Annotated in this window: 19 protein-coding genes; 5 read left to right on the top strand and 14 right to left on the bottom strand. The window is 63.2% G+C overall.

What is annotated here, in order from left to right; genetic code table 11:
- Position 1: 1 nt before the first annotated feature.
- The 13 genes from glgX to HX801_RS09400 form a co-directional block, all read right to left on the bottom strand.
- Positions 2 to 2,161 (bottom strand): glycogen debranching protein GlgX, encoded by a 2,160-nt coding sequence (gene glgX / locus HX801_RS09460; protein ID WP_003207536.1) that lies wholly within the window; start codon positions 2,159 to 2,161, stop codon positions 2 to 4.
- 123 nt (positions 2,162 to 2,284) lie between these two features.
- Complete coding sequence (locus HX801_RS09455) at positions 2,285 to 2,551, bottom strand: DUF2934 domain-containing protein (RefSeq protein ID WP_003207537.1); 267 nt, start codon at positions 2,549 to 2,551, stop codon at positions 2,285 to 2,287.
- A 23-nt stretch (positions 2,552 to 2,574) separates the two neighbouring features.
- The gene (locus HX801_RS09450) at positions 2,575 to 5,331 is read right to left on the bottom strand and encodes a malto-oligosyltrehalose synthase (RefSeq protein ID WP_177021956.1); all 2,757 of its coding nucleotides are present in this window, start codon (positions 5,329 to 5,331) and stop codon (positions 2,575 to 2,577) included.
- Positions 5,328 to 7,412: a 4-alpha-glucanotransferase gene (malQ, locus tag HX801_RS09445; protein WP_177021955.1), complete on the bottom strand. Its 2,085-nt coding sequence runs from the start codon at positions 7,410 to 7,412 to the stop codon at positions 5,328 to 5,330. The genes HX801_RS09450 and malQ overlap by 4 nt, the downstream gene beginning before the upstream one ends.
- Positions 7,409 to 9,160 carry a malto-oligosyltrehalose trehalohydrolase gene (treZ, locus tag HX801_RS09440; RefSeq protein WP_177021954.1) on the bottom strand — a complete coding sequence of 584 codons (1,752 nt, stop codon included), beginning with the start codon at positions 9,158 to 9,160 and terminating at the stop codon, positions 7,409 to 7,411. Before treZ ends, malQ begins: the two co-directional genes overlap by 4 nt.
- A 16-nt stretch (positions 9,161 to 9,176) precedes the next feature.
- The gene (gene glgA, locus HX801_RS09435; protein WP_177020003.1) at positions 9,177 to 10,736 is read right to left on the bottom strand and encodes a glycogen synthase GlgA; all 1,560 of its coding nucleotides are present in this window, start codon (positions 10,734 to 10,736) and stop codon (positions 9,177 to 9,179) included.
- A 439-nt stretch (positions 10,737 to 11,175) separates the two neighbouring features.
- Positions 11,176 to 12,129, bottom strand: a complete 954-nt coding sequence (locus tag HX801_RS09430; RefSeq protein ID WP_177021953.1) for a D-2-hydroxyacid dehydrogenase family protein — start codon at positions 12,127 to 12,129, stop codon at positions 11,176 to 11,178.
- 26 nt (positions 12,130 to 12,155) lie between these two features.
- Positions 12,156 to 13,169, bottom strand: coding sequence for an alpha/beta hydrolase (locus HX801_RS09425; protein WP_177008556.1), 1,014 nt, complete (start codon positions 13,167 to 13,169; stop codon positions 12,156 to 12,158).
- A 55-nt stretch (positions 13,170 to 13,224) separates the two neighbouring features.
- Positions 13,225 to 13,656, bottom strand: a complete 432-nt coding sequence (locus tag HX801_RS09420) for a YqaA family protein (RefSeq protein WP_177021952.1) — start codon at positions 13,654 to 13,656, stop codon at positions 13,225 to 13,227.
- Positions 13,657 to 13,659: 3 nt separating this feature from the next.
- Positions 13,660 to 14,106: a DUF411 domain-containing protein gene (locus HX801_RS09415; RefSeq protein WP_003207550.1), complete on the bottom strand. Its 447-nt coding sequence runs from the start codon at positions 14,104 to 14,106 to the stop codon at positions 13,660 to 13,662.
- A gap of 154 nt (positions 14,107 to 14,260) precedes the next feature.
- Positions 14,261 to 14,716: an SRPBCC family protein gene (locus HX801_RS09410; protein ID WP_003207553.1), complete on the bottom strand. Its 456-nt coding sequence runs from the start codon at positions 14,714 to 14,716 to the stop codon at positions 14,261 to 14,263.
- Between the two features lie 81 nt (positions 14,717 to 14,797).
- Positions 14,798 to 16,792: a methyl-accepting chemotaxis protein gene (locus HX801_RS09405; RefSeq protein WP_177021951.1), complete on the bottom strand. Its 1,995-nt coding sequence runs from the start codon at positions 16,790 to 16,792 to the stop codon at positions 14,798 to 14,800.
- Positions 16,793 to 16,957: 165 nt separating this feature from the next.
- Positions 16,958 to 17,953 (bottom strand): aldo/keto reductase, encoded by a 996-nt coding sequence (locus HX801_RS09400; protein WP_177021950.1) that lies wholly within the window; start codon positions 17,951 to 17,953, stop codon positions 16,958 to 16,960.
- Between the two features lie 118 nt (positions 17,954 to 18,071).
- Between HX801_RS09400 and HX801_RS09395 the strand changes: the two genes are divergently transcribed.
- Positions 18,072 to 18,989 (top strand): LysR family transcriptional regulator, encoded by a 918-nt coding sequence (locus HX801_RS09395; RefSeq protein WP_003207560.1) that lies wholly within the window; start codon positions 18,072 to 18,074, stop codon positions 18,987 to 18,989.
- Here the strand turns inward: HX801_RS09395 and HX801_RS09390 are convergent.
- Positions 18,980 to 19,885 (bottom strand): AraC family transcriptional regulator, encoded by a 906-nt coding sequence (locus tag HX801_RS09390; protein ID WP_087692364.1) that lies wholly within the window; start codon positions 19,883 to 19,885, stop codon positions 18,980 to 18,982. The two genes, HX801_RS09395 and HX801_RS09390, sit on opposite strands and share 10 nt — an antisense overlap.
- Positions 19,886 to 19,987: 102 nt before the next feature.
- On the opposite strand from HX801_RS09390, the gene HX801_RS09385 reads away from it, so the two are divergent.
- The 4 genes from HX801_RS09385 to HX801_RS09370 are packed head-to-tail and all read left to right on the top strand — an operon-like array spanning position 19,988 to position 23,648.
- Positions 19,988 to 20,548 carry a carboxymuconolactone decarboxylase family protein gene (locus tag HX801_RS09385; protein WP_003207562.1) on the top strand — a complete coding sequence of 187 codons (561 nt, stop codon included), beginning with the start codon at positions 19,988 to 19,990 and terminating at the stop codon, positions 20,546 to 20,548.
- 52 nt (positions 20,549 to 20,600) lie between these two features.
- Positions 20,601 to 21,662 (top strand): acyl-CoA dehydrogenase family protein, encoded by a 1,062-nt coding sequence (locus HX801_RS09380; protein ID WP_003207563.1) that lies wholly within the window; start codon positions 20,601 to 20,603, stop codon positions 21,660 to 21,662.
- Positions 21,659 to 22,462 (top strand): ABC transporter ATP-binding protein, encoded by an 804-nt coding sequence (locus HX801_RS09375; RefSeq protein ID WP_177021949.1) that lies wholly within the window; start codon positions 21,659 to 21,661, stop codon positions 22,460 to 22,462. Before HX801_RS09380 ends, HX801_RS09375 begins: the two co-directional genes overlap by 4 nt.
- On the top strand, positions 22,449 to 23,648 hold the full coding sequence (locus HX801_RS09370) for an ABC transporter substrate-binding protein (RefSeq protein WP_010171568.1): 1,200 nt from the start codon (positions 22,449 to 22,451) through the stop codon (positions 23,646 to 23,648). The genes HX801_RS09375 and HX801_RS09370 overlap by 14 nt, the downstream gene beginning before the upstream one ends.
- Positions 23,649 to 23,662: the final 14 nt, after the last annotated feature.

The following is a 23,662-nucleotide window of genomic DNA, read 5'->3' as shown; positions in this document are numbered from 1 at the left end:
GTCACACCTCGTCCTCATGCTGCAATTCAAACAGCAGCAGCGAACGCCCGGTGACCGCGTATTCGTGATCGAAATCGAAGCGTTCCTGGCCACGCACTGCCGGCTGGTTGGTGTCGAGCATGCAGGTCCAGAAGCCGCCATCCGGCACCGGTGGCAGGCGGAAATTGACCATGTCGTGGTGGGCATTGACCACCAGCAGCAACGTGGCATCGGCCCCCGGGCGGCGAATCCCGGTTTCCTGGGCGCGGCCATCCATCAGCATGCCCAGGCAACGGCCATGGCTGTCCTGCCATTGCTCGATGGTCATTTCATCGCCGCTCGGCGCGAGCCAGGTGACGTCCTTGACCCCGATATCTTCGTTGTAGTCGCCCACCAGGAAGCGCCCGCGACGCAGGATCGGGTACGCCAGGCGCAACTTGATCAGGCGCTTGACGAACTTGAGCAGGGCCTTGCCGTCTTCATCCAGTTCCCAATTGATCCAGCCGATCTCGCTGTCCTGGCAGTAGGCGTTGTTGTTGCCGTGCTGGGTCCGGGCGAACTCGTCACCGGCTACCAGCATTGGCGTGCCCTGGGCCAGCAGCAGGGTGGCGAAGAAATTGCGCATCTGGCGCAGGCGCAGCGCGTTGATTTCCGGGTCGTCGGTAGGGCCTTCGACACCGTGGTTCCACGACAGGTTGTTGTTGCTGCCGTCCTGGTTGTTCTCGTCGTTGGCTTCGTTGTGTTTGTCGTTGTAGGACACCAGGTCGTGCAGGGTGAAACCGTCGTGGGCGGTGATGAAGTTCACCGAGCTGTACGGCCGGCGGCCGCGCTGGTTGAACATCTCGCCCGAGGCAGTCATGCGTCCGGCGAAGTCGGCCAGTTGGCCGTCATCACCTTTCCAGAACGAGCGCACGGTGTCGCGGAAACGGTCGTTCCATTCCACCCAGCCCGGCGGGAAACCGCCGACCTGATAGCCGCCGGGTCCACAGTCCCAAGGCTCGGCAATCATTTTCACCTGGCGCAGCACCGGGTCCTGGCGGCAGGCCACGAGGAAGCTGTGGCGCTCGTCGAAACCGTCGCGGTAGCGGCCAAGGATGGTCGCCAGGTCAAAGCGGAAACCGTCGACATGCATCTCGGTCGCCCAGTAGCGCAACGAGTCGGTGACCATTTGCAGCACGCACGGGTGGCTCAGGTCGAGGGTGTTGCCGGTGCCGGAATCGTTGATGTAGAAGCGCTTGTCATCGGGCATCAGGCGGTAGTACGAGGCGTTGTCGATGCCGCGCATGGACAGCGTCGGGCCTTGCTCGTTGCCTTCGGCGGTGTGGTTGTAGACCACGTCCAGGATCACTTCCAGCTTGGCTTCGTGCAGGTGCGCGACCATTTCCTTGAACTCGGCGATCTTGCCGCTGGCCAGGTAGCGCGGGTCCGGGGCGAAGAAGGCGATGCTGTTGTAGCCCCAGTAGTTGGTCATGCCTTTTTGCAGCAGGTGCTGGTCGTTGACGAAGGCGTGCACCGGCAGCAACTCGACCGATGAGACACCCAACTGGCGAATGTGCTTGAGCACATCGTCGACCATCAGCCCGGCGCAGGTGCCGCGCACTTCCTCAGGCACCGAAGGGTGGCGCATGGTGATGCCGCGCAGGTGGGTTTCATAAATGATCGTGCGATCCCACGGCGTGCGCACTGGCTGGTCGTTGCCCCAGGTGTGGGCCGGGTCGATGACTTTGCACTTGGGCACGAAGGGCGCGCTGTCGCGTTCGTCGAAACTGAGGTCGGCGTCCGGATGGCCGATGGTGTAGCCAAACAGGGCCTCGGACCATTTGAGCTCGCCCACCAGCTGTTTGGCGTAGGGGTCGATCAGCAATTTGTTGTGGTTGAAGCGATGACCGTTGGCCGGGTCATAGGGACCGTACACGCGGTAGCCGTAGATCAGCCCGGGGTGGGCGTCGGGCAGGTAGCCGTGGAAGGTTTCGTCGGTGTATTCCGGCAGTTCGATGCGCTCCAGCTCGACTTCGCCGCTGTCGTCGAAGATGCACAGTTCGACTTTGGTGGCGTTGGCCGAGAACAGCGCAAAGTTGACCCCCAGACCGTCCCAGGTCGCGCCGAGAGGGAAGGGCAAACCTTCACGAATCCGCGACGGCTCGTTTTCCGGCGTCGAGTTGGGCTTGTTGGGTTTGCTCATTGAGATGCTCCTGCAAAAGGGTTTTTCCGGGCCGAACGGGGCCATTCCGGCGTGATGCCGGGTAGATATCGGTAGTTGGATAGCCTCCTGCGGTGCGGGCGCACCTGCAGGAGGATCTTTGGGTCAGGGGGCCTTGGGCTTCTTCGCAGCAGGCTTCTTCGCCGCCGGCACTGCGCTCGGCTTGGCTGCCGGTTTCGGCGCTGCCGCTGCGGGCTTGGCTTTTGGCTTGGCCTTGGCGGCGGCCTTCGGTGCCTTGGATGGCGTCAGCGCTTCGGCTTCCGCCAGTTTGCGCGCCATTTCCCAGTGTCGTGCGTCCTCGCCATGGGGTTTACCTTCAGATTCCCAGATCTGATGTGCCAATTCGCGGATGCGTTTGTCTTCAGTACTCATCGCAATGCTCCTCACAGAAAATTTCAGCTTTCTTGATCATCAGGATTGATAAAGACATTGACCGGGAAATCCCCCAGGGCAGCGCTGATCATGAGCTCCTTGTTTGGTGTGACTGCGCCTGTTCGGAAAAGTCCCTTCCAATTTTGGGTTGGAGCGGCGAACGGTAATCGGACCCGGGTATCGCCCCAAATCTGCGCGTTGATCAGGGGATACACACCGTTTTCAAGCAGCCGGTGAGGCCAGCGTGGCACCACCACCAGCAGCTGTTTGCCCTGGTATTCGCGGTAGAAAGCGACCACCCGCTCGGCGTGTTCGCCCACCACTTCCAGAGGCTCGTACGTGCCCTGGCGAAACAGTTGCGGATGCGCCTTGCGCAACCCCAGGACCTGGCTGATCAACGCCTGTTTTATACGCCCGTCATGCCAGTTGAACATCAGCTCGCCGATGTCCGGCGGCGTGTGCAGCCCCTGTTGCCGTGCGGGGTAGTCCACCGGGCGGCGGTTGTCAGGGTCTACCAATGTGAAGTCCCAGAACTCATCGCCCTGGTACAGGTCCGGCACGCCCGGCACGGTGAGGCGAAGCAAGGATTGCGCCAGCCCGTTGAGCGCGCCGGCCGGGGCGATGGCCTGGGCGGCCTCGCCGATGGCATCGCGCAGGGTCTTGCCGGCGTCCTCCAGCAGCAGCCGTGACAGGAACGCTTCGACACCTTGCTCGTACAACTCGTTGGGTGCGCTCCAGCTGCTGTTGAGCTTGGCTTCACGCAGGGCTTTCTGCTGCCACTGCCACAGGCGCTGGTGATAGTCCGCCAGGCCCTCGGTATCGTCGCGGTGCAGGTCCAGCGGCCAACTGCCCAGCAGCACCTGATAGAGGATCAGTTCGTCACCCGCGGACGGCGTGTTGGCATCGCTGCGCAGGCGGGCGGCGAGGGGGCGCCATTGCTCCACCTGCTCGGCATACCAGTCGGCGGCCTCGCTGAGCACCGCCAGGCGCGCACGGGTATCTTCGCCGCGCTTGTGGTCGTGGGTGGCGGTGGCCAGGAGGTTGTCGGGGAAGGTGCGCAGTCGTTGCTGGTTGACCGCGTGGAAGTCTTCCAGCGGGGCGCTGAATTGTTCGGTGCTGAAACCCACGTCATTGCGCGACAACAACACACCCGAGCGGTAGAACGCAGTGTCTTCCACGGCCTTGGCCGCCGCCGGCGAGGTCAGTTGCTGGAAGCGTACGCAGGCGTGCTTGAGCATCTTGCGTTTGCGGCCCAGGGGGCGGTCGCGCCAGGGTTGGCCGCCGAGCCATTTTTCCAGGTAGTCGAGCACCGGCCAGTCGCCTTCGCTCAAGGTGCTGCGGGCACCGGCCAGGGCTTGCAGGAAAAACACGTCATCCAGTTCGCTGCGGCCCCGGGCGCTGATGTAGGTGCGGTACACCGGGAAATGCACGATCAGTTCCTGCAACGCGCGGCGAATTGCACCCAGGGTCAGGTCGCGGCTCATCACATCGTCCCGAGCCACTTGCAGCAGGGCCTGGGCCACACTTTCAAAATCCCCGGCCAGGGAACCGTTGAGGATCTGCTGCCGGGCCAGCCAGGCTTCTTCGATAAATGAAGACGGGCGCTCGGTGTGGCGGGTCCATAACTCGGCCAGGGGTTCGAAGCCCTTCGGGTCATGTTGCAGCAATGACAGCTGGTTCATGAATTCGTAGCCGGTGGTGCCGTCCACGCGCCAGTCTTCACGCAAGGTTTCGCCTTCGCCGAGGATCTTCTCGACGAAGATCGGCAAGTGCCGCCCACTCGCCAGCGAGTCCACCCGGCGGCGCAGCTTGCGGCAGTAACCGCGCGGGTCGGCGAGGCCGTCGATGTGGTCGATGCGCAGGCCGTCGATCAGGCCTTCGTTGATCAGCTGGAAGATCTTGCCGTGGGTCGCTTCGAACACTGCGCTGCGTTCAACCCGCAGGCCGCCCAGCTCGTTGACGTCGAAGAACCGCCGCCAGTTGATATCGTCCGCTGCCGTACGCCAGCTGGCCAGGCGATAGCTTTGTTGTTCCAGCAGGTGGTGCAGGCGGGCGAAACCTTCGGGCTGGCGGGTGTCGTAGAGGTCGAGGTTCGCTTCGATGGCCTTCAGGGTTTCGGGGTCGCGGGCGGCCTCGATCAGTTCCTGTTTCAGCGCGGCGGCCTGGGGATAGGCGTCCGGCTGGTAGGCCAGGCTGCTGAAGCGATCGGCCAGTGACTTGACGGGCACCAGCTCGCCGTATTCCCGCGGGCAGATCGGGAAGCGATGTTCGTAATGCTCGACGTAGAAGCTGCCGTGCTGCGGGTCGAAGCGCAGCGGCAGGGCACCCGACTGCAGGGCTTCGCCGTAGTCGCTGCCCAGGAACGGCATCAGCAGTTGGCCCTTGAGCAGCGGGTCTGGCGAGTGCCATTGAATGTCGAAGAATTCGCTGTAGGGACTCAGGCGACCCCATTCCAGCAAGTCCAGCCACCACAGATTATCGGCACCGCCGACGGCCATGTGGTTGGACACGATATCGAGGATCAGCCCCATGTCATGTTCGCGCAATGCCGCAACCAATCGCCGCAGCGCCGGTTCGCCGCCCAGCTCGGGATTGACGGTGGTGGGATCGACCACGTCATAGCCGTGCATCGAACCGGCGCGGGCGCTCAGCAATGGCGAGGCGTAGAGGTGGCTGATGCCCAGCTCGGCGAAGTACGGCACCAGCGGCACGGCGTCGTCGAGGGTGAAGCCCTTATGAAATTGCAGGCGCTGGGTAGCCCGAAGCGTCAATGCTTTCATCGGTCACGCTCTTGGGCCTGGATGCGCGCCACGGCCAGCAACTCAAGGCGGCGGGCGGCGTTTTCATCATCGAGCAGGGTGGCGGCATCGCCCGGCAGGCGGCGGCGCCAGTTCGGGTGGGTGTCGGTGGTGCCGGGCAGGTTGGATTGTTCCTCGACCCCCAGGGCGTCCTCCAGCGGCAGCAATACCAAGGGTGCGCGGGTGTGGCCCAGGTAGCGCACGCTGGCGTCGATGACGTGGTCGGTTTCGTTGCGCACTTCGTCGATGAAGTTCTGCGGGTCCTGGCTCAAGGCCTGGCGCAGTGCCTGGCGTTCCCGCAGGCGGTGTTCGCTCCATTGCTCGACGGTGGGTGCATCGATCAGGCCCAGCTGGATATTCCAGTCGATATCGCGGCTGTGCCACCAACCGTTGAGGGTCGGCAGGTCGTGGGTGCTGGTGGTGGCCAGCGCGTTGTCCGGCCAATCGAGGATCGGCTTGAACTGGCCGCCGTGGTCTTGTTCGAACAGCAGCACGCGCATCCCAAGGATTGAGCGCGCGATGAGTTTTTCCCGCAGGCCGTCGGGTACGGTGCCGAGGTCTTCACCGAGGACGATCGCCTGGTGGCGGCTCGACTCCAGGGCCAACAGCCGCAGCAGGTCATCCACCGGGTAATACAGGTAGGCGCCGTCTCGTGGCGAGGCGTCCATCGGGATCACCCACAGGCGTTGCAGGCCCATCACATGGTCGATGCGCAAGCCGCCGGCGTGGGCGAAGTTGGCCCGCAGCATTTCGATAAACGCGCGAAAGCCGTTGCGCTTGAGGCCTTCGGGGGAAAACGCGGAAATACCCCAGCCCTGGCCGGCACGGTTGAGGATGTCAGGTGGCGCACCCACGGTCAGTTCCGCCAACAGTTCATCCTGGCGGCTCCAGGCCTGGCTGCCGCCGCCGTCGGCGCCCACTGCGAGGTCGGCGATCAGGCCGACACCCATGCCGCTGCCGCGCGCCGCTTGTTGCGCGCGTTCCAGGCACCGAGCAATCAGCCATTGGCTGAAGGCGTAGAAGCCGATTTCGTCCCGATTGGCTTCGGCAAACTGCACCAGGGCCGGGCTTTGCGGGCTGTGCCAGTCCTCTGGCCAGTGGCGCCAGTCGAGGCTCTCGCCGTTGGCCGCGCGTTCGGCTTGTACGGCTTCGAAGCGGCAGTGGTTTTCCAGGGCTTCACCGCCAGCCTGGCGGAAGCTCAGGAAGTCGGCATGTTGCGGGTGGTCGCCCTGGCGGAAGTCGTCATACAGGGTGCGCAACAGGCGCTGCTTGGCTTTGGCCGCGGCCGGCCAGTCGATCAGGCTTTGTTGCTCAAGGTCATTCAATTCGTCGGCCAGCCCGCTGGCCTCGATGGCAGTTTGCACCGCACGTTCGCCGAGGATGCAGCCGGGGGACGCGTACAAACTGTTGAGGAACAGGCGGCTGGACGGGGAATAGGGGCTGAAGCGCTCGGTGTCGGCGCTGAACATCGCGTGCATCGGGCTGATGGCCAGGGCGTCGGCGCCGCGTTCGGCGGCGGCGCGGGCCAGTTGTTCCAGGGCCTGGGTATCGCCAAAGCCGCCGTCGCCGCTGCGGCGCAGGGAATACAGCTGGGCGCTCAGGCCCCAGGCGCGGGCGGTCTGGGTGTCGACCGCTTCTGCAACGGTGTAGCAATGCGTCGGTGCCACGGCCAGGGTGAAATGCTGGTCGGCAATATGCACTTGTTGGTAGCCGACCGGAATCGAGCCGGGCAACACCGCGTTCTCGTCCAGGCTCAGGTCCAGCACGCTGGAATCTTCGAGGTGAATCTGGCACGGCGTACCGGGGGCGAAGTAGCGCGCCAGGTCCAGGCCGGCGCCGCTGTCGACGGTCATCAGGGGCGGCAGGTGCTTGTCTTGTTGCACGCGTTCGAGGTCCAGCAGGCTGGCTTCGATCTCGGCGTCGCTGTCGGCCGGGTGGCCCAGGCCTTTGAGCACGGCGCGCAGGGCGTCGGGCTTTACATGTTGCGGGCGGCCATTCGCGTCGATCCAATCGACGGCCAGGCCCGCTCGGCTGGCGAGTATTTCCAATTGCGCGTCGCTCAAGGGTGCTCTCCAACAGGGGAATGGGTGAGGCTGACGCGGGCGCTGAGGGGGGCCAATTGTTCGGCCCCGCTGGCCTGCGTCACAAATAGGAGGTGCTCGGCAGCCGGGTAGTTCAGAGAATCGGCGCTCAGGTTGAGGTCGATCTGCAACAGGCTGCCATTGCCCAGGCGCCAGCGCGCCGTGACCGCGCCCTCCGCCAGCACGTGCGCACCCAGGGCCATGCTGCCGGGCAGGTGCGGCACGATATGTTGGTGGCGCAGGCTCAACAGGTGCCGGTAGAGCTGCGAGTCGCCGCAGTCGGCGAGGGCGGGTGCCGAGCGGCGGAAGGTCTGCAGGGAGTTGGGGTCGGGAATGCGTTCGCGGCGTTCGGGGTCGCTGAACGCGGCGAAGTCGGCAAACTCATTGCGCCGGCCTTCACGTACCGCCTCGGCCAGTTCGCCGTGATGGTCGGTGAAGAACAGGAACGGCTCCTCGGCGTTGACTTCATCGCCCATGAACATCAGCGGGATCATCGGCGACATCAGCAGCAAGGTCGTCGCGGCGCTCAGGGCCTGGGGCGAACACAGTTGATGCAGGCGTTCGCCCAGGGCGCGGTTGCCGATCTGGTCGTGGTTCTGCAGGAACAGCACAAAGGCGCTGGGCGGCAGGTGCCCGCTGGGCTCGCCGCGCGTGTGGCCGTGGCGCGTGGTGTGGCCCTGGTAGATAAATCCTTCGCTCAGGCAGCGCGCCAGTTTTCCCGTGGGGTCCTGGGCGAAATCGCTGTAGTAGGCGTCGGTTTCGCCGGTGAGCAGCACGTGCAGGGCGTTGTGGCCGTCATCGTTCCACTGGGCGTCGAAACCGCTTTCCAGCAGGCTGGCCTGGTTGAATTCGTTTTCCAGCACCAGCCACACATGCCGCCCCGTGTCGACTTGCTGGCGTACTTTTTGCGCCAGCTCCTGCAGAAATTCGGGATCGTTGATGGCGTGCACGGCGTCCAGGCGCAGGCCGTCGAAGCGGTATTCCAGCAGCCACATCAGGGCGTTGTCGATGAAGAAATCCCGGACCTCCCGGCGATCAAAGTCGATGCCCGCGCCCCAGGGCGTGTGCACGTCTTCGCGAAAGAAACCCTTGGCGTAGGTGCCGAGGTAGTTGCCGTCGGGGCCGAAGTGGTTGTAGACCACATCGAGGATTACCGCGAGGCCATAGTGGTGCGCACTGTCGATCAGCTGTTTGAGCTGCTCGGGCGAACCGTAGGAGGATTGGGGAGCGTAGGGCAGGACACCGTCGTAACCCCAGTTACGTTCGCCGGGGAATTGCGCGATGGGCATCAGCTCAATGGCGGTGACCCCCAGTTCGGCGAGGCGCGGCAGTTGTTTCTCGACCTCGGCGTAGCCCCCCAGTACGCCCACGTGCATCTCGTAGATCACCGCTTCGTGCCACGGCCGGCCTTGCCAGTGGCTTTGGCGCCACTGATAGGCCAGGGGGTCGACCACCACGCTGAAGCCGTGAACGTCCGTGGCCTGTGCCCGGGAAGCCGGGTCGGGAACGTCCTGTTCGCCGTCGATGTTGTAGCGGTAGCGGGTGCCCGGCGGGCATTGCAGCTGCACCACAAACCAGCCATCGGCCTGGGGCAGCATCGCTACCGATTTTCCTTCCTCAAATTCAACGCTGACATAAAACGCGTCTGGCGCCCATAACGCGAAGCGGGTGTGTTCCGCATCCAGCATGATCGCGCCGTGGGGCCAGGTTTCCAGAGTCCGTGACGGCATCTATGAAGACCTCTTTTTACTGTTTCCCCGATCTTCCCAGCGCTTTCGCTACCAGTTGCTCATAAAGTTCGGCATAGGGTTCCACTGCCTGGCACCAGTTGAACGGTGCGGCCATAGCCCGGCAACGCATGGCGTTGAGCAAGCCTGGGAAGGCGAAGACCTTGAACGCGCGGCTCAGGGCCGCTTCGTAGCTTTCGACAGTGGATTCGTTGAACAGGAAGCCGGTGACGCCATCCTCGATGGTGTCGGCCAGGCCGCCGGTGTTGCGTGCAACCGGCAACGAGCCGAAGCGCTGGGCATACATCTGGCTCAGGCCGCAGGGTTCGTAACGGGATGGCATCAACAGGAAGTCGCTGCCGGCGAACATGCGGCGCGCGTCGGTCTCGTTGAAGCCGATGCGCACGCCGATCTGGCCGGGAAAGCGCAGGGCCAGGGCACGCATGGCTTGTTCTTCTTCCGGCTCGCCGCGACCGATGATCGCGATCTGGCCGCCATTTTCGACGATGAAACTGGCGACCGCCTCGGTCAGGTCCAGGCCTTTCTGGTAGACCAGGCGCGATACCACGGCGAACAGCGGGCCGGTGGAGTCGTGCAAGCCAAACAGGTTGCGCACATGGGCGGCGTTCAGGGCCTTGCCTTCCCAGTCACCAATGTTGAAAGGGTGGGTCAGGTGCGGGTCGGTGGACGACTCCCAGCTTTCATCAATGCCGTTGGGAATGCCGCTGAGCAAGCCTTGCTGGGTCTTGCTGGCGAGGAAGCCATCCAGACCGCAGCCAAATTCGGGGGTGGTGATTTCCTGGGCGTAGGTGGCGCTGACCGTGGTGATATGGCTGGAATACGCCATGCCGGCCTTGAGGAATGACAGCTTGCCGTAGAACTCCATGCCTTCTTGCTGCAAGGCGTGTTCGGGAATGCCCAGCTCCGGGCACGAGGCCAGGCTGACCACGCCCTGGTAGGCGAGGTTATGAATGGTGAACAGCGTTGGAGTGCGTGACCCACGCCAGTGCATATAGGCTGGCGCCAGGCCTGCTGGCCAGTCATGGGCGTGCACCAGGTCCGGGCACCAGTGGATCTGCGCCAGGTTGGCGGCAATATCGGCGGCGGCCAGGCCCAGGCGGGCGAAGCGGATATGGTTGTCGGGCCAGTCGCGGCCGTTGTTGGCGCCGTAGGGCGTACCTTCGCGCTCGTAAAGCTCGGGGCAGATCAGCACGTAGATAACCAGGCCGTCCTTGAGGTCCATGCGCCCGATCTTGCACGGTGGCAGCGCGGCGTGGCCCCCCAGCTCACCGATGATATGAATAGGGTTGTCGCTGTCCAGCACCTGCGGGTAGCCGGGGATCAGCACGCGCACATCGTGCAGGTGCGCCATGGCGCGGGGCAGTGCGGCGGAAACGTCGCCCAGGCCGCCGGTTTTCACCAGGTCGGCCAGTTCGGAAGTGACAAACAGCACTTTTTTGCGATTGGGATTCACACGTGGGACCGGCCGCACCGTGTTGGGAAGGTCGGCCAATGAGGTCGGCCCGCCAACCGGCTGACTAAAACGCTCTCCCTGAGTATCTACAGCGGCACTGATCATAGTTCTCTCCCGAGTTCTGGTCGGCTGATGGCATATGGCAATCAGCGAAGGTTGACCGCGTCCTGCGGCCAGGCGCACAAGCGCTACACAGACTGGCAAGCCTTATGCCAGTTGTGCTGGAGTCTTAAATAGAGTGGATGGACGGGCGTTCGGTATGAACCGTCAGCACTCGCCTTACCTTAAACCTGACCTGTGGCAGAGTTGGAAAGTTTCGATTTTTTGCGGGGTTTTTGTTTTGGATCGGACCCATCGGTCATGAGTCTAGGACAGATCCCAGAGCCTGTGGGGTCTGTGGGGTATTTTTGTAGGACAAATTTTTTTCATGAGCCCGGTAGCAGCTGTCGAGCGCGCTCCGGTTCAGGATCGGCAGTGCGCCCGACGCAGCCTCGCTGAGGCTCGACAGCTGCTACGGGGGGGAGTGGGAGGTGAAATGTGTGCACTAGCTTAGTGCGCGAACGGGCACTCCTTTGGCCCACGCTTGGATGTCTTCGATCATTTGCTGGTAGAACTGGCGGTAGTTCTGCTCGCTGACGTACCCCACATGAGGGGTGGCCAATACGTTGGGCAACTGGCGGAATGGATGCCCGGCTGGCAGCGGCTCCTGGGCGTACACGTCCAGTGCCGCGCCCGCCAGCCGGCCATTGGCCAGGGCGTCAATCAAGGCGGCCTCATCGACAATCGGCCCGCGTGCCGTGTTCACCAGATGCGCTGTAGGTTTCATCCAGCCCAACGCTTCGGCGTCCACCAGCCCGCGGCTGCGGTCGCTGAGCACCAGGTGAATCGACAACACGTCTGCCTGTTCAAACAACTCGCGCTTGCTGACCCAGGTCACGCCGCTTTCGGCAGCGCGCTCTGGGGTAAGGTTTTCGCTCCAGGCAATTACGTGCATGCCGAAGGCCTGGCCAAATTTGGCGACCTTCTGGCCAATGCTGCCCAGCCCGAGAATCCCCAGGGTCTTGCCGTACAAATCGCCGCCCAGGCCCACTTGCCAACCCCCGGCGCGCAGGGAATTGGCTTCGGCCAGCAGGTTGCGGGTGGACGCCATGATCAGTGCCCAGGTCAGTTCCGGGGCGGCGTGCTTGTAACTGTCAGTGCCGCCTACCTGGATACCCAGGGCCTTGGCCGCAGGAATGTCGATGGCGGCGTTGCGCATGCCGCCGGTCACCAGCAACTTGAGCCTGGGCAAGCCTTGCAACAGAGCCTGGTCGAAGGTGGTGCGTTCGCGCATCACGCAGATCACCTCGAACCCCTGCAAACGCTCGATCAACGTGGCGGTGTCCGCCGGGTAATCGTGGAGGAAGTGCACCTGGCCGACCGACGCCAGGACTGACCAGTCCACCACGCCACTGGCCACATTCTGCCAATCATCAATCACTGCGATCTGTACCGACATTCACGCATGCCTCGAAAAAGGTTGGATTAAAGGGCGTTCAGCCCTTGCAACAGTGCCTTGTGAAACTGTGCCGGCTCTTCCATTTGCGGTGCATGGCCCAGGCCCGGGAACTCCACCAGGGTAGCGTGGGGAATCAACTTGGCCACTTGCTTGCCCAGCACCGCGTAGTTGCCGAGCTTCGCCTTGACCGCCGGTGGCGCCAGGTCTTTGCCAATGGCGGTGTTGTCGGAAGTGCCGATCAGCAGCAGGGTGGGCATCTGCAGGTCCTTGAACTCGTAGTACACCGGCTGGGTGAAGATCATGTCGTAAATCAGCGCCGAGTTCCACGCCACCTGGGTGTGGCCGGGGCCTTTGTTCATGCCGGCGAGCATATCGACCCAGCGGTCGTATTCAGGCTTCCAGCGGCCGACGTAGTAGGTGTCGAGCTCGTATTGGCGGATGCCTTCGGCGGTCAGTTTCAACTCGCGCTCGTACCATTGGTCAACGCTGCGGTAGGGCACGCCGATGGCCTTCCAGTCTTCCAGGCCAATAGGGTTTACCAGTGCAAGTTGTTCGGTTTGCTGCGGATAGAGCAGGGCGTAGCGTGTGGCAAGCATGCCGCCGGTGGAATGGCCGAGCAGGGTAGCCTTCTGAATACCAAGTTTTTCCAGGAGTTGATGGGTGTTGATCGCCAGTTGCTGGAAGCTGTACTGGTAATTGTCCGGCTTGCTGGAGGTGCAGAAACCGATCTGGTCGGGAGCGATCACCCGGTAGCCGGCGTCGCTCAGGGCCTTGATCGATTCATCCCAGGTGGCGCCGCAGAAGTTCTTGCCGTGCATCAGCACGATGCTGCGCCCGTTGGCCTTGCCCTTGGCCGGCACGTCCATGTAGCCCATCTGCAGGGATTTGCCCTGGGACTGGAAGGTGAAGTGCTCTACCGGGTACGGGTATTGGAAGCCTTGCAGCTCGGGGCCGTAGGTCGGACCTTCTTCGGCGGCGAAGGCGGGCAGGGCGCTGCCGAGCAACAGGCTGGCGACGCACAGAGAGCGGATCTTGGACATGGTTAGAGCTCCGGGAACAGTGCCCGGATGCTGTGGCGAGGGGATTAACGGGAGATTAAATCCAGTGCAGGGTGAGCATGGCCAGTCCCCCGTAGCGCGCCCCTTTGGCCAGGGTCACCAGCACCAGGAACCGCCAGAACGGTTCGCGCATGACCCCGGCCACCAGGGTCAGCGGGTCACCAATGATCGGCACCCAACTGAGCAGCAACGACCAATGGCCCCAGCGCTGGTAATGAGTACGGGCCTTTTCCAGGTGCCTGGGGCTGACCGGAAACCAGCGTCGATCCTTGAAGCGCTCGACCGAGCGGCCCAGCAGCCAGTTCACCACCGAGCCCAATACGTTGCCGGCCGTTGCAACCCCGAGCAGCAGCCACACGCTGTAATGCCCGCTGATCATCAGCCCTACCAGCACCGCCTCCGATTGCATCGGCAACAGCGTGGCGGCGCCGAAGGCGGCGAAAAACAGTCCCAGGTAACCGGCAAGCATCAATCAGCGTGCCGGATAGTCAGCCACTACCACGTCTTTGCCATCGCGAGTCAGGCCGATGACCTGATAGGCATCGCTGCTGCCGTCCATCTCCATGCCAGGCGAGCCCATGGGCATGCCTGGCGCCGCAATGCCCAGCAAGTCGTCGCGCTTGCGCAGGGCCAAGACCTGGTCGGCTGGCACATGGCCTTCGACGAACTTGCCGTCGATCACGCCGGTATGGCAAGACGCCAGGCGCGGCGCCACGCCCAGGCGTTGCTTGACCTCGCTCATGTTGCTTTCCACATGGTCGTTGACCTTGAACCCGTTGCTCTCCAGGTGGGCAATCCACTTTTTGCAGCAACCGCAGTTGGCATCACGGTGCACGTCAATCGGGATCAGCTCGGCAGCCTGGGCCAGGGTGCTCATGAGCAGGGCCGACAGTGCGGCCAGTCGCAGGGTGGTTTTCATCGTCATCTCATCGGATAAAGGGCAACAGCGGGGCATTCTCCCTGCTTTTTGGAAAAGGGTTTCCCGGGATTGTTACGAGGTTTTACGAAAAACCGACAGCACCAGAATAACCGCCTGGTGCTGTCGGAAAACTGAGAGGGATATGACGGTTTTGTCAGGCTGGCGGGGATTCCAGGCGCTGCTTGAGCTGATCAAGGGCCTGGTTGGACAGTGCGATCATGCGCTCATGCAGGGTGGTCAGTTGCAGTTCGGTTTCATAGGTCAGGATGCGCTTGAACAGCGTGCCGTTGCCCTGTACTTGCAGCAGATAATGAATACAGCCATCGACCGCCAATGAGGTGAACGCGGTCTTGAACTCCCGCGGTCGCTGCGCAATCTGCACGCGATAGCTCATGGGAACCCGCACACCCAGCAGGTCGATGGTTTCAGTGAAACGATGACCGGCAGGCAATGAGCCGGCGATACCGGTGTCGGCGCCCAGGGATGTCGGATGCCATTCATGCCAGCGATCCGGTTGGGTAACGTAGTCGTAAACATCGTCGATAGAGGCTTGTATATAGCGTTCCTGACTGATCCGCTCCAGACGGATCGGGTGCTCAACTGCGTGCATGACACACCTCCTGTGTGGCGGAGCGAACTGTCAGAATAGTCCGGCTCCCGCGCATTGCACGGGAGCTTTCAGGCTATTTTTTCAACGCACCTTGAAGCGACCCATCAATGCAATAACCCGGCCATTGGCATCCAGCAGGCTCTGGGTGTTGTGCTCGGTGGCGTGGCCGCTTTGCACCAGCTCTTCGACCATGTGGCGGATGTGCACCATGCTGCGGTTGATTTCCTCGGTCACTGCGCTTTGCTGTTCGGCGGCGGTGGCGATCTGGGTGCTGAGGTTGTTGATATGGCTGACGGAGCCGGCCATCTCGTCCAATCCCGTGTTCACCCGGGTCGTGGCGTCAGCCGCAGACTGGCAGCTGGCCTGGGTGGCTTCCATGGCCGTCACCGAGGAACTCACGCCCGTGGTCAGGCGCGCCAGCATCTCATTGATCTGCGAGGTGCTGGCCTGGGTGCGGGCGGCGAGGGCGCGGACTTCGTCGGCCACTACCGCAAAACCCCGGCCTTGTTCGCCGGCCCGGGCGGCTTCGATGGCCGCGTTGAGTGCCAGCAGGTTGGTCTGGCCCGCGATGGCGCCGATCACGCCGAGGGTTTCGGTGATGCGGGCGGCATCCTGGCGCATGTTTTCCACGGTGTGGGTGGCGCTGGAGACCTCGCCGATCAACGCGCTGACGCTGCGGGAAGCTTCGCCGACCACCACCCGCGAACGGTCGGCGTGCTCATTGGCGCGCTGGGTGAACGCAGCCGTTTCGGCAGCGTTCTCGGCCACGGTGTCGGCGGTGGAACTCATCTCGGTGATGGCCGTGACGGTCTGGTCGGTTTCCGAGGCGTGGCGCACCAGGATCTGGTTGGTCTGGGCCGACGTCTGCTGCAATTGCGCCAGGCTCGACGACATGGCGCCGGTGGCCAGGGTCACTTCTCCGATCATGTTTTGCAGGTAGACGATAAAGCGGTTCACCGAATGGCCAATCGCCCCCAGTTCATCCTCGGCGCGAATGGTGATGCGCCGGGTCAGGTCGGCATCGCCGTTGGACAGTGCGTCGATATTGGTCTTCAGCGCGGTCATCCGGTGCACCAGCTGGCGGATGGCGTACACCGCCAACAGCACCAACAGCAGGATCATCGGGATTTGCAGCATCGCCAATGTGCCCAGTACGTCATCACGTTGGGCGGTGATCAGCGAAGTCGGCAGCGCAGTAGCGAGGAACCACGGCGTGCCCTCGATCGGGCGCATGAAGAACGTGCTGGCCACGCCCTGGTTGTCGAACTCGCTGCGTTGCAGGGTTTGATCACGATGAGCCAGGCCGGCGCTGACCTGGGCGGCAAAGGCCGAGGTGCCGGCCAATTCGCTGATGTTCTTCAACACCACGGGGCCGCTGATGCGCGTGCTGTTGCTGATGATCTTGCCGTCGCCTTCGACGATCAGCATTTGCCCGCCGAGGTCTTTTTCCTTGCTGGCCACCAGGTCATTGAAGAAACCCAGGGTCACGTCGATGGTGGCGACGCCATAGGCTGCGCCGTCACGCTGGATCGCCATCGCGCAGTTGGTGCGTGGCTCCTGGCTGGCGTCATCCTTGTAGGCCTCCGCCCAGGCGCACTGGCCGCGGGGCGAAGCGAGGCCGCCCTTGTACCAGCTCTGGTCGTAGTAGTTGGGGGCCGCGTCGCTGTTCCAGAAGGTGTTCACCGCCAGCTTGCCCGAGGCATCGCGGTGCCAGAAGGTGCTGTGCTTGTTGCGCCCCGGCGTGCGCTGGTTGGGCAGGGGCCAGATGCCGCCGCCGAACACTTTCAATTCGCCGTACTGGTCCACCAGGCCTGGCAGCACCTTGTCGATGGCGTCGCTGTCCAGCAGCGGGATGGTTTGGGTGATGCTGCGTTGCTGGGCCTGAACCTTGTTCAGCTCGCCCTGGATCTGCTCGGCCACTTCGGCAATACGATTGAGGGCCACCTGTTCTTCGGTGTGGCGCAGCTTGGGGGCCACCAACTGTCCGATGCCCACCACCGTCAAGACGAATAACAACAGGACGAACAGCACCAGGAACAGGGTGTAGCGGGCTTGGATAGAGCGCAATGAGGGCATGGGGTCGTCCTTACGAAGCGTTTATTGTGCGACGCGGCTTTGTTAGAGCTTCGAAGGGCTATCGGCTTGGGACGGGCGAGCTTGAGGCACTATCGTGCAAGAAAACCCAGGGCAGGGATTCAAGGCGCGGAGCTGGCGAGCCAGCCCCGATCCGGCGTGGCAGGATTATTTGTCCAGCATCTGCATGACCGCTTCCGGGTAGCGCATCCCGGCTGTGGCGTTGGCCGGGAAGATGGCCTCTAGCGCCGCCAGCTCGGTCGGGCTGAGCTTGACCTCCAGTGCCGCGACGTTTTCTTCCAGGTATTTGCGTTGCTTGGTCCCCGGGATCGGGATCAGGTAATCCCCTTGCGCCAGCACCCAGGCCAACGCCAGTTGCCCGGCGGTCACGCCCTTGTCGGCAGCCAGGGCTTGTACCTGTTTCACCAGCAGCAGGTTCTTCGCAAAGTTTTCACCCTGGAAACGCGGGCTGAACCGGCGATAGTCATCCGCCGCAAAGTCATCCGGGCTTTTCAGCGCGCCGGTCAGGAAGCCTCGGCCCAGTGGGCTGTAGGGCACAAATGCGATTCCCAGGCGTTGGCAGGCCGCGAGGCAACCGTTGTCTTCCTGATCGCGGCTCCATAACGAATATTCGCTTTGCAGGGCGCTGATGGGATGCACCTTGTGGGCGCGCTCCAGGGTAGCCGCCGACGCTTCACTCAAGCCCAGGTAACGCACCTTGCCTTGCTTGACCAGTTCGGCCATGGCGCCAACGGTTTCTTCAATCGCCACGTCGGGGTCGATGCGGTGCTGGTAATACAGGTCCAGGGTTTCCACGCCCAGGCGCTTCAACGTGCCGTCGATGGCCTCGCGAATGTATTCCGGGCGGCCGTTGACGCCACGCAGTGCCGGGTTCGCCGGGTCGCGCACGATGCCGAACTTGCTGGCGAGGAACACCTGGTCGCGCCTGCCGGCGATGGCCTTGCCGATCAGCGCTTCGTTGGTGTGGGGGCCGTACATGTCGGCGGTGTCGAGCAGGTTGATCCCCAGCTCCAGGGCGCGGTGCAGGGTGTATATGGCTTCAGTGGTGTCGGTGCCGGTGGTGTAGAAATCGGTCATGCCCATGCAGCCGAGGCCGATGGCGGAAACCTGAGGGCCGTTTTTGCCGAGTTGACGTGTGTGCATGGGTCCAGCTCCTGTGTGGGAAGGGCTCCATTGTTGCCCTCGACAAAAGCGGGATAAACCGGCTAAAACCACTATCACTATTATGAAATTCTAAATAATCCAGGTAGGAAACCAGCCAGTGGACCGTTTCAACGCCATGCGCGTGTTTGTGCGGATTGTCGAGTTGGGCGGCTTTGCCAGGGCGGCCGACAGCCTGCAACTGCCGCGTGCCTCGGTGACCATCCTGATCAAGCAACTGGAGGCGCACCTGGGGGTGCAACTGTTGCAGCGCACCACACGCCAGGTCAGCCCGACCCTGGACGGTGCCGCCTACTACCAGCGTTGCGTGAGCCTGCTGGCGGACCTTGAGGAAACCGAGGCGGTGTTCTCCACCAGCCGGCGCAACCCGCGCGGCACGTTGCGCATTGATATGCCGTCGGGGATCGGGCGCTTCCTGGTAATTCCGGCAATGCCCGAGTTCACCACGCGTTACCCGCAGATCGATCTGGAAATCGGCCTCAATGACCGCCCGGTGGACCTGATCCGCGAAGGCGTTGACTGCGTGTTGCGCGGCGGCCTGGCGCTGGATGAGTCGCTGGTGGCACGGCCGCTGGCGATGATGGATCAGGTGACCTGCGCCAGCCCCGGCTACTTGCAGCGGTTCGGCGTGCCATCGACGCTGGATGAGTTGGCCGGCCATCAAGTGGTGGAGTATTTCTCCAGCACCAGCGGCAAACGCTATGGCCTGGAGTTTCAGATCGGCAGCGACATCCGCTTGGTCGACCTGCCCAAGCAAGTGGCGGTCAACAGTGCCGATGGTTACCTGGCGGCCTGTGAGGCGGGTTACGGCCTGGTACAGACGCCGTACTACCACGCCGTTCGCCAGTTGGAAGCGGGCACGCTGGTGGAGGTGCTGGCGCATCAGCCGCCGCCCAGGTTACCGCTGACGGCGCTGTACCCGCCGCATCGCCAGCTGTCGCAACGGGTGCGGGTGTTTGTCGATTGGCTGGTGGAGTTGTGTGCCCGGCCGGGCAATGGGTTGCAGCGTCAACCTTGAGCCTTGCGGTAGGCGCCGGGCTGGAAGCCGGTGACCTTATGGAAGGCCCGGGTAAATGCTGCCACCGATTGATAACCCACGGCGAGGGACACGTCCGCTACGGTCTGGTCCTGCTTGAACAGTTGGCAGGCGTGGCGCACACGCATCATCAGCAGCACTTGCCCCGGCGACTGCCCGCACAGTTCATTGAAGCGCTTGAAGAACGCCGAGCGCGACAGGCCGGTGCAGGCCGCCATGCTTTCCAGGGTCCAGGGCTCGGCCGGGCGTGCGATCAACTGCTCCAGCAGGTTGGCAAATGCCGGTTGCCGAGCCAGCGCCGCCAGGCCGCCGAGGTCGGTGTTGTCCAGCACCTGTTGGCGCAGCACATACAGGAACAACAGGTGGCACAGGCGCTCCAGCAGGGCGGGCGAGGGCGCCGGCGTGCGCTCGCATTCCTGCAGGATCAGTTCGAACAGGTTGCGCGCGGCGGTCAGCGATGGGTCACCGGCCCGCAGGATGATCCAGGCGGGCAGGGTGTCGACAATCATCGCCGACAGCCCGGACTGGAAGTGAAAGAACCCGCACACCAGGCCCACGCCGTCACTGGCCTGGCTGTCCAGTGGCAGCATCGGTTTGCGCGGGCATTCCTGGGCGCCGGTGGCGGTGCCATCGCTGGACAAGCGGTACGCCAGGTCTCGCAGCAGGAAGACTGCATCGCCGTTGTTCAATGGGTAAGGGGTCGAGTCGCCGTCGATGTGCATCCAGCACTGCCCTTGCACCACCAGATGAAAACTCGCGCTTGCCAGGCCATGGGTGCTGGCGTGCCAGTCGCCGCAGTAACGCCCGACGTGAAACAGGCTGGTGTTGAGTTCAAGGCTATCTAATAACCAATCGACGAGTGAACTGGACGAATTCATCTAACGGAAAGACTCTAGAGCAAGTAATCGCTACTTTAGACTATTGAGCGGATTTTTTATAACTAACAGACTTGGTACACGAATCCATGAGGAGACCACTCCATGTCCCGCGTACCGATGCTAACCCTGGAAACCGCTCCTGAGGCGGCCAAGCCCTTTCTGGAAAATGCCCTGAAGGGTTCCGGGTTCATCCCCAATCTGTTGGCGGTGCTGGCCAATGCCCCGGCAGCCCTGGAAACCTACATTACCGTGTCGGGCCTGAACGCCAAGTCTGACCTGAGCCTGGCCGACCGCGAAGTGGTGCAACTGATTGCCGCCACCAACCACGGTTGCGATTTCTGCGTCGCCGGGCACACTGCCGTAGCGCGCAACAAGGCCAAGCTGCCGGAAGACGTGATCGACGCCCTGCGCCAGCGCGGTGAACTGCCCAACGAGCGTTATGAGACACTGGCCGCGTTCACCCGTGAAGTGATCGCCACCCGCGGTGATGTCAGCGACGCCGGCTACACCGCGTTCCGTGAGGCAGGCTACACCGACGGTCATGCCCTTGAGGTTATTCTGGGTGTGAGCCTGGCCACCCTGTGTAACTTCGCCAACGTGTTTGCCCGTACCCCGTTGAACCCGGAACTGGCGCAATACCGTTGGGAAAAACCGGCTAGCTGAAGGCGCGCAAGCGTTCGCGATGGTAAACATGCTGCAACAAGGAGAAACATGAATGCTTGACCCAATCTTGAGCCGTTGGCTCGATGTTCAAGCGCAGGCCCTGGATGTGGGCAGTTGCGATCCGCAGGAAGTGCTGCCACGGCTGGCAGAGGCCAATGTATTACGTATCGGTGTGCCCAAGGACCTCGGTGGCCTGGGCGGCGATGTCACCGGCGCGGTGGAAGCTATCGCCGATGTGGCGAGCCATTCCCTGGCGTCGGCATTTGTATGCTGGGGCCAACGCTCGTTTATCGAATACCTGCTGCAAAGCCCGAACCAGCGCCTGCGCGAGCAACTGCTGCCGGACCTGCTGAGCGGCAAGCTGGCCGGGGCGACCGGGCTGTCCAACGCGATGAAGTTTTTGTCTGGCATCGAGTCGCTGCAAATCAGCGCCGAGCCGACCGACGACGGCTGGAACCTCAATGGCCGCCTGCACTGGGTGACCAACCTGCGCAAGAACGGGTTTGTGGTGGCCGCCGCCATCGAGCATGCCCAGGGCGGCGCGCCGTTTATCCTGGCGATCCCGGACTCGGTGTCCGGCCTGCAACGTTCCCGCGACCTGGAACTGCTGGGCCTGCAATCGAGCAATACCGCAGCCCTCGGCTTTGAAGCCGTGGAGCTGAGCCGCGACTGGTTGCTGCATGAGGATGCGCGCAAGTTCCTGCCGGCCGTGCGCCCGGCATTTCTGGGCTTGCAATGCGGCATGTCCATCGGCCTGGCGCGGCGCTCGCTGGCGGAGGTGGCCAATCACCTGGGCTCCAGCCGCACCGTATTGCGTGAAGAGCTGGAAGTGTTGCGTACCTCCCTGGAACAGGCGGTCAACGACCTGAAGAAAGGCCTGCTGGCCGGCCGCTTCGGCACTGAGCCGGTACCGTTGTTCCGCCTGCGCATCGCCCTCGCGGAAATCGCTGCCAGCGCTGTGCAACTGGAGCTGCAAGCCAGCGGCGGCAAGGCCTACCTGACGGCCCACGGCAGCGGTTTTGCCCGGCGCTGGCGCGAGTCGGCGTTTGTGCCGATCGTGACCCCGAGCCTGGTGCAGTTGCGCACCGAGTTGAACCGTCAGGCCAATCTATGAGCCAGGCGGTATTGCACGCCCAGGGAATTTGCCTGGGCTATGCGGGCAACCCGGTGCTGGAAGGTTTCGACCTGCAATTGCAGCCCGGCGAAGTGGTGTCGATCCTCGGCCCCAGCGGCGTTGGCAAGTCCAGCCTGCTGCGGGTGCTCGCCGGTTTGCAAGCGCCCCAGGGCGGCAGCATCCGCCTGTTGGGCGAGCCGTTGAATGGCCCGCACCCGCGGGTGGCGGTGGCGTTCCAGGACCCCAGCCTGCTGCCGTGGCTAAGCCTTGAAAAGAACGTCGCCTTCGGCCTGGACTTTGCCCGCCAGCCGCACCTCAGCCCTGAAGAACGTCGCAGCCGGGTCGACCATGCGATCCACGCCGTAGGCCTGGAACACGCCCGCCAGCAATTCCCGGCGGCGCTGTCCGGCGGCATGGCCCAGCGCACGGCGCTGGCCCGTTGCCTGGCACGCCAGCCGCAGGTATTGCTGCTGGACGAGCCCTTCGGTGCCCTGGATGAAGTGACCCGTGCCGACATGCAGCACCTGCTGCTCAAGGTCAATCGCGAGCAAGGTTCGGCGGCGGTGCTGATCACCCACGATATCGACGAAGCGCTGCTGTTGTCCGACCGGATTCTGCTACTGGGTAACCGCCCGGCGCGGACCCTCGGCGAATGGCGCATCGACTTGCCGCAACCGCGGGAAGAACAGGTGGAAGCCATCGGCACCCTGCGCATCGAGATTCTCAAAACCCTACGGCGGGCGAGCCGCACTGACCCCCAACCCCCTGAACTGCTGGAGCCTTGCCATGTGTCTGGATGACCTCACTCACTCGCGCCGTGACTTTCTCAAACTCTCGGCCGTGCTCAGTGCCGCCGGAGCCTTGCCACTGCTGAGCAGCTTGCAGGCCCGGGCGGCCAGTGAGCCGGACGCACCGGTACGCATCGGCTATTTGCCGATCACCGACGCCACGCCGTTGCTGGTGGCCCACAACAATGGCCTGTTCGAGGCCGAAGGCATCAAGGCCGAGCGCCCGGTGCTGCTGCGCAGTTGGGCCCAGGTGATCGAGGCGTTCATTTCCGGGCAGGTCAACGTGATTCACCTGCTGTCGCCGATGACCGTATGGGCGCGGTATGGCAGCAAGGTCCCGGCCAAGGTCGTGGCCTGGAACCATGTGGGTGGCTCGGGCTTGACCGTGTCGCCGGGCATTACCGACGTGAAGCAACTGGGCGGCAAGTCGGTGGCGATTCCGTTCTGGTACTCGATTCACAACGTGGTGGTGCAGCAGTTGTTCCGCGACAACGGCCTGACCCCGGTGGCCCGTGCCGCCGGCAGTGCGATTGCCGCCAACGAGGTCAACCTGATCGTGTTGCCGCCCTCGGACATGCCGCCGGCCCTGGCCAGCAAGCGCATCGACGGCTACATCGTCGCCGAGCCGTTCAACGCCCTGGCGGAAAACCTCAACGTGGGCCGCGTACAGCGCTTTACCGGCGATGTGTGGCGCAACCATGCGTGCTGCGTGGTGTTCATGCACGAGCATGACCTGACCAACCGCCCGGAATGGTCGCAGAAGGTGGTGAATGCAATCGTCAAGGCCCAGGTCTGGACCCGCGACAACCGTGAAGAGGCGGTGAAGCTGCTGTCCAAGGACGGCGAGAACCGCTACACCCCGCATGCCGAACCAGTGCTGCGCAAAGTCCTGGCGCCGGCTGCCAGCGACCGTGCGGCTTACCTGGCTGACGGCGCGATCCAGCACGCCAACTGGGACGAGCACCGCATCGACTTCCAGCCGTATCCATTCCCCAGCTACACCGAGGAACTGGTACGCCGCCTGAAAGACACGCTGATCGAGGGCGACAAGAAATTCCTCGCCGACCTGGACCCGGCGTTTGTCGCCAAGGACCTGGTGGACGACCGCTTCGTGCGCAATGCGATCGCGGCGGTGGGCGGCATGAAGACCTTCGGCTTGCCTGAGGGCTTTGAGCGAAACGAGGAGATTGGCGTTTGAACAACGGCAAAACC

The organism is Pseudomonas sp. G1002 (assembly GCF_013385455.1).
GTDB lineage: Bacteria > Pseudomonadota > Gammaproteobacteria > Pseudomonadales > Pseudomonadaceae > Aquipseudomonas.
The sequence above is the reverse complement of the archived record's forward strand: the minus strand, read 5'-3'. Positions and strand labels throughout refer to the sequence as shown.

Coding starts and splice junctions, on each gene's coding strand:
- HX801_RS09455 (WP_003207537.1), bottom strand. CDS start 2,551: ATGAGTACTGAAGACAAACGCATCCGCGAATTGGCACATCAGATCTGG.
- glgA (WP_177020003.1), bottom strand. CDS start 10,736: ATGATCAGTGCCGCTGTAGATACTCAGGGAGAGCGTTTTAGTCAGCCG.
- HX801_RS09430 (WP_177021953.1), bottom strand. CDS start 12,129: ATGTCGGTACAGATCGCAGTGATTGATGATTGGCAGAATGTGGCCAGT.
- HX801_RS09370 (WP_010171568.1), top strand. CDS start 22,449: ATGTGTCTGGATGACCTCACTCACTCGCGCCGTGACTTTCTCAAACTC.
- HX801_RS09400 (WP_177021950.1), bottom strand. CDS start 17,953: ATGCACACACGTCAACTCGGCAAAAACGGCCCTCAGGTTTCCGCCATC.
- HX801_RS09415 (WP_003207550.1), bottom strand. CDS start 14,106: ATGAAAACCACCCTGCGACTGGCCGCACTGTCGGCCCTGCTCATGAGC.
- HX801_RS09450 (WP_177021956.1), bottom strand. CDS start 5,331: ATGAAAGCATTGACGCTTCGGGCTACCCAGCGCCTGCAATTTCATAAG.
- HX801_RS09420 (WP_177021952.1), bottom strand. CDS start 13,656: ATGCTTGCCGGTTACCTGGGACTGTTTTTCGCCGCCTTCGGCGCCGCC.
- HX801_RS09385 (WP_003207562.1), top strand. CDS start 19,988: ATGTCCCGCGTACCGATGCTAACCCTGGAAACCGCTCCTGAGGCGGCC.
- HX801_RS09410 (WP_003207553.1), bottom strand. CDS start 14,716: ATGCACGCAGTTGAGCACCCGATCCGTCTGGAGCGGATCAGTCAGGAA.
- HX801_RS09405 (WP_177021951.1), bottom strand. CDS start 16,792: ATGCCCTCATTGCGCTCTATCCAAGCCCGCTACACCCTGTTCCTGGTG.
- glgX (WP_003207536.1), bottom strand. CDS start 2,161: ATGAGCAAACCCAACAAGCCCAACTCGACGCCGGAAAACGAGCCGTCG.
- treZ (WP_177021954.1), bottom strand. CDS start 9,160: ATGCCGTCACGGACTCTGGAAACCTGGCCCCACGGCGCGATCATGCTG.
- HX801_RS09390 (WP_087692364.1), bottom strand. CDS start 19,885: ATGAATTCGTCCAGTTCACTCGTCGATTGGTTATTAGATAGCCTTGAA.
- HX801_RS09380 (WP_003207563.1), top strand. CDS start 20,601: ATGCTTGACCCAATCTTGAGCCGTTGGCTCGATGTTCAAGCGCAGGCC.
- HX801_RS09425 (WP_177008556.1), bottom strand. CDS start 13,169: ATGTCCAAGATCCGCTCTCTGTGCGTCGCCAGCCTGTTGCTCGGCAGC.
- HX801_RS09375 (WP_177021949.1), top strand. CDS start 21,659: ATGAGCCAGGCGGTATTGCACGCCCAGGGAATTTGCCTGGGCTATGCG.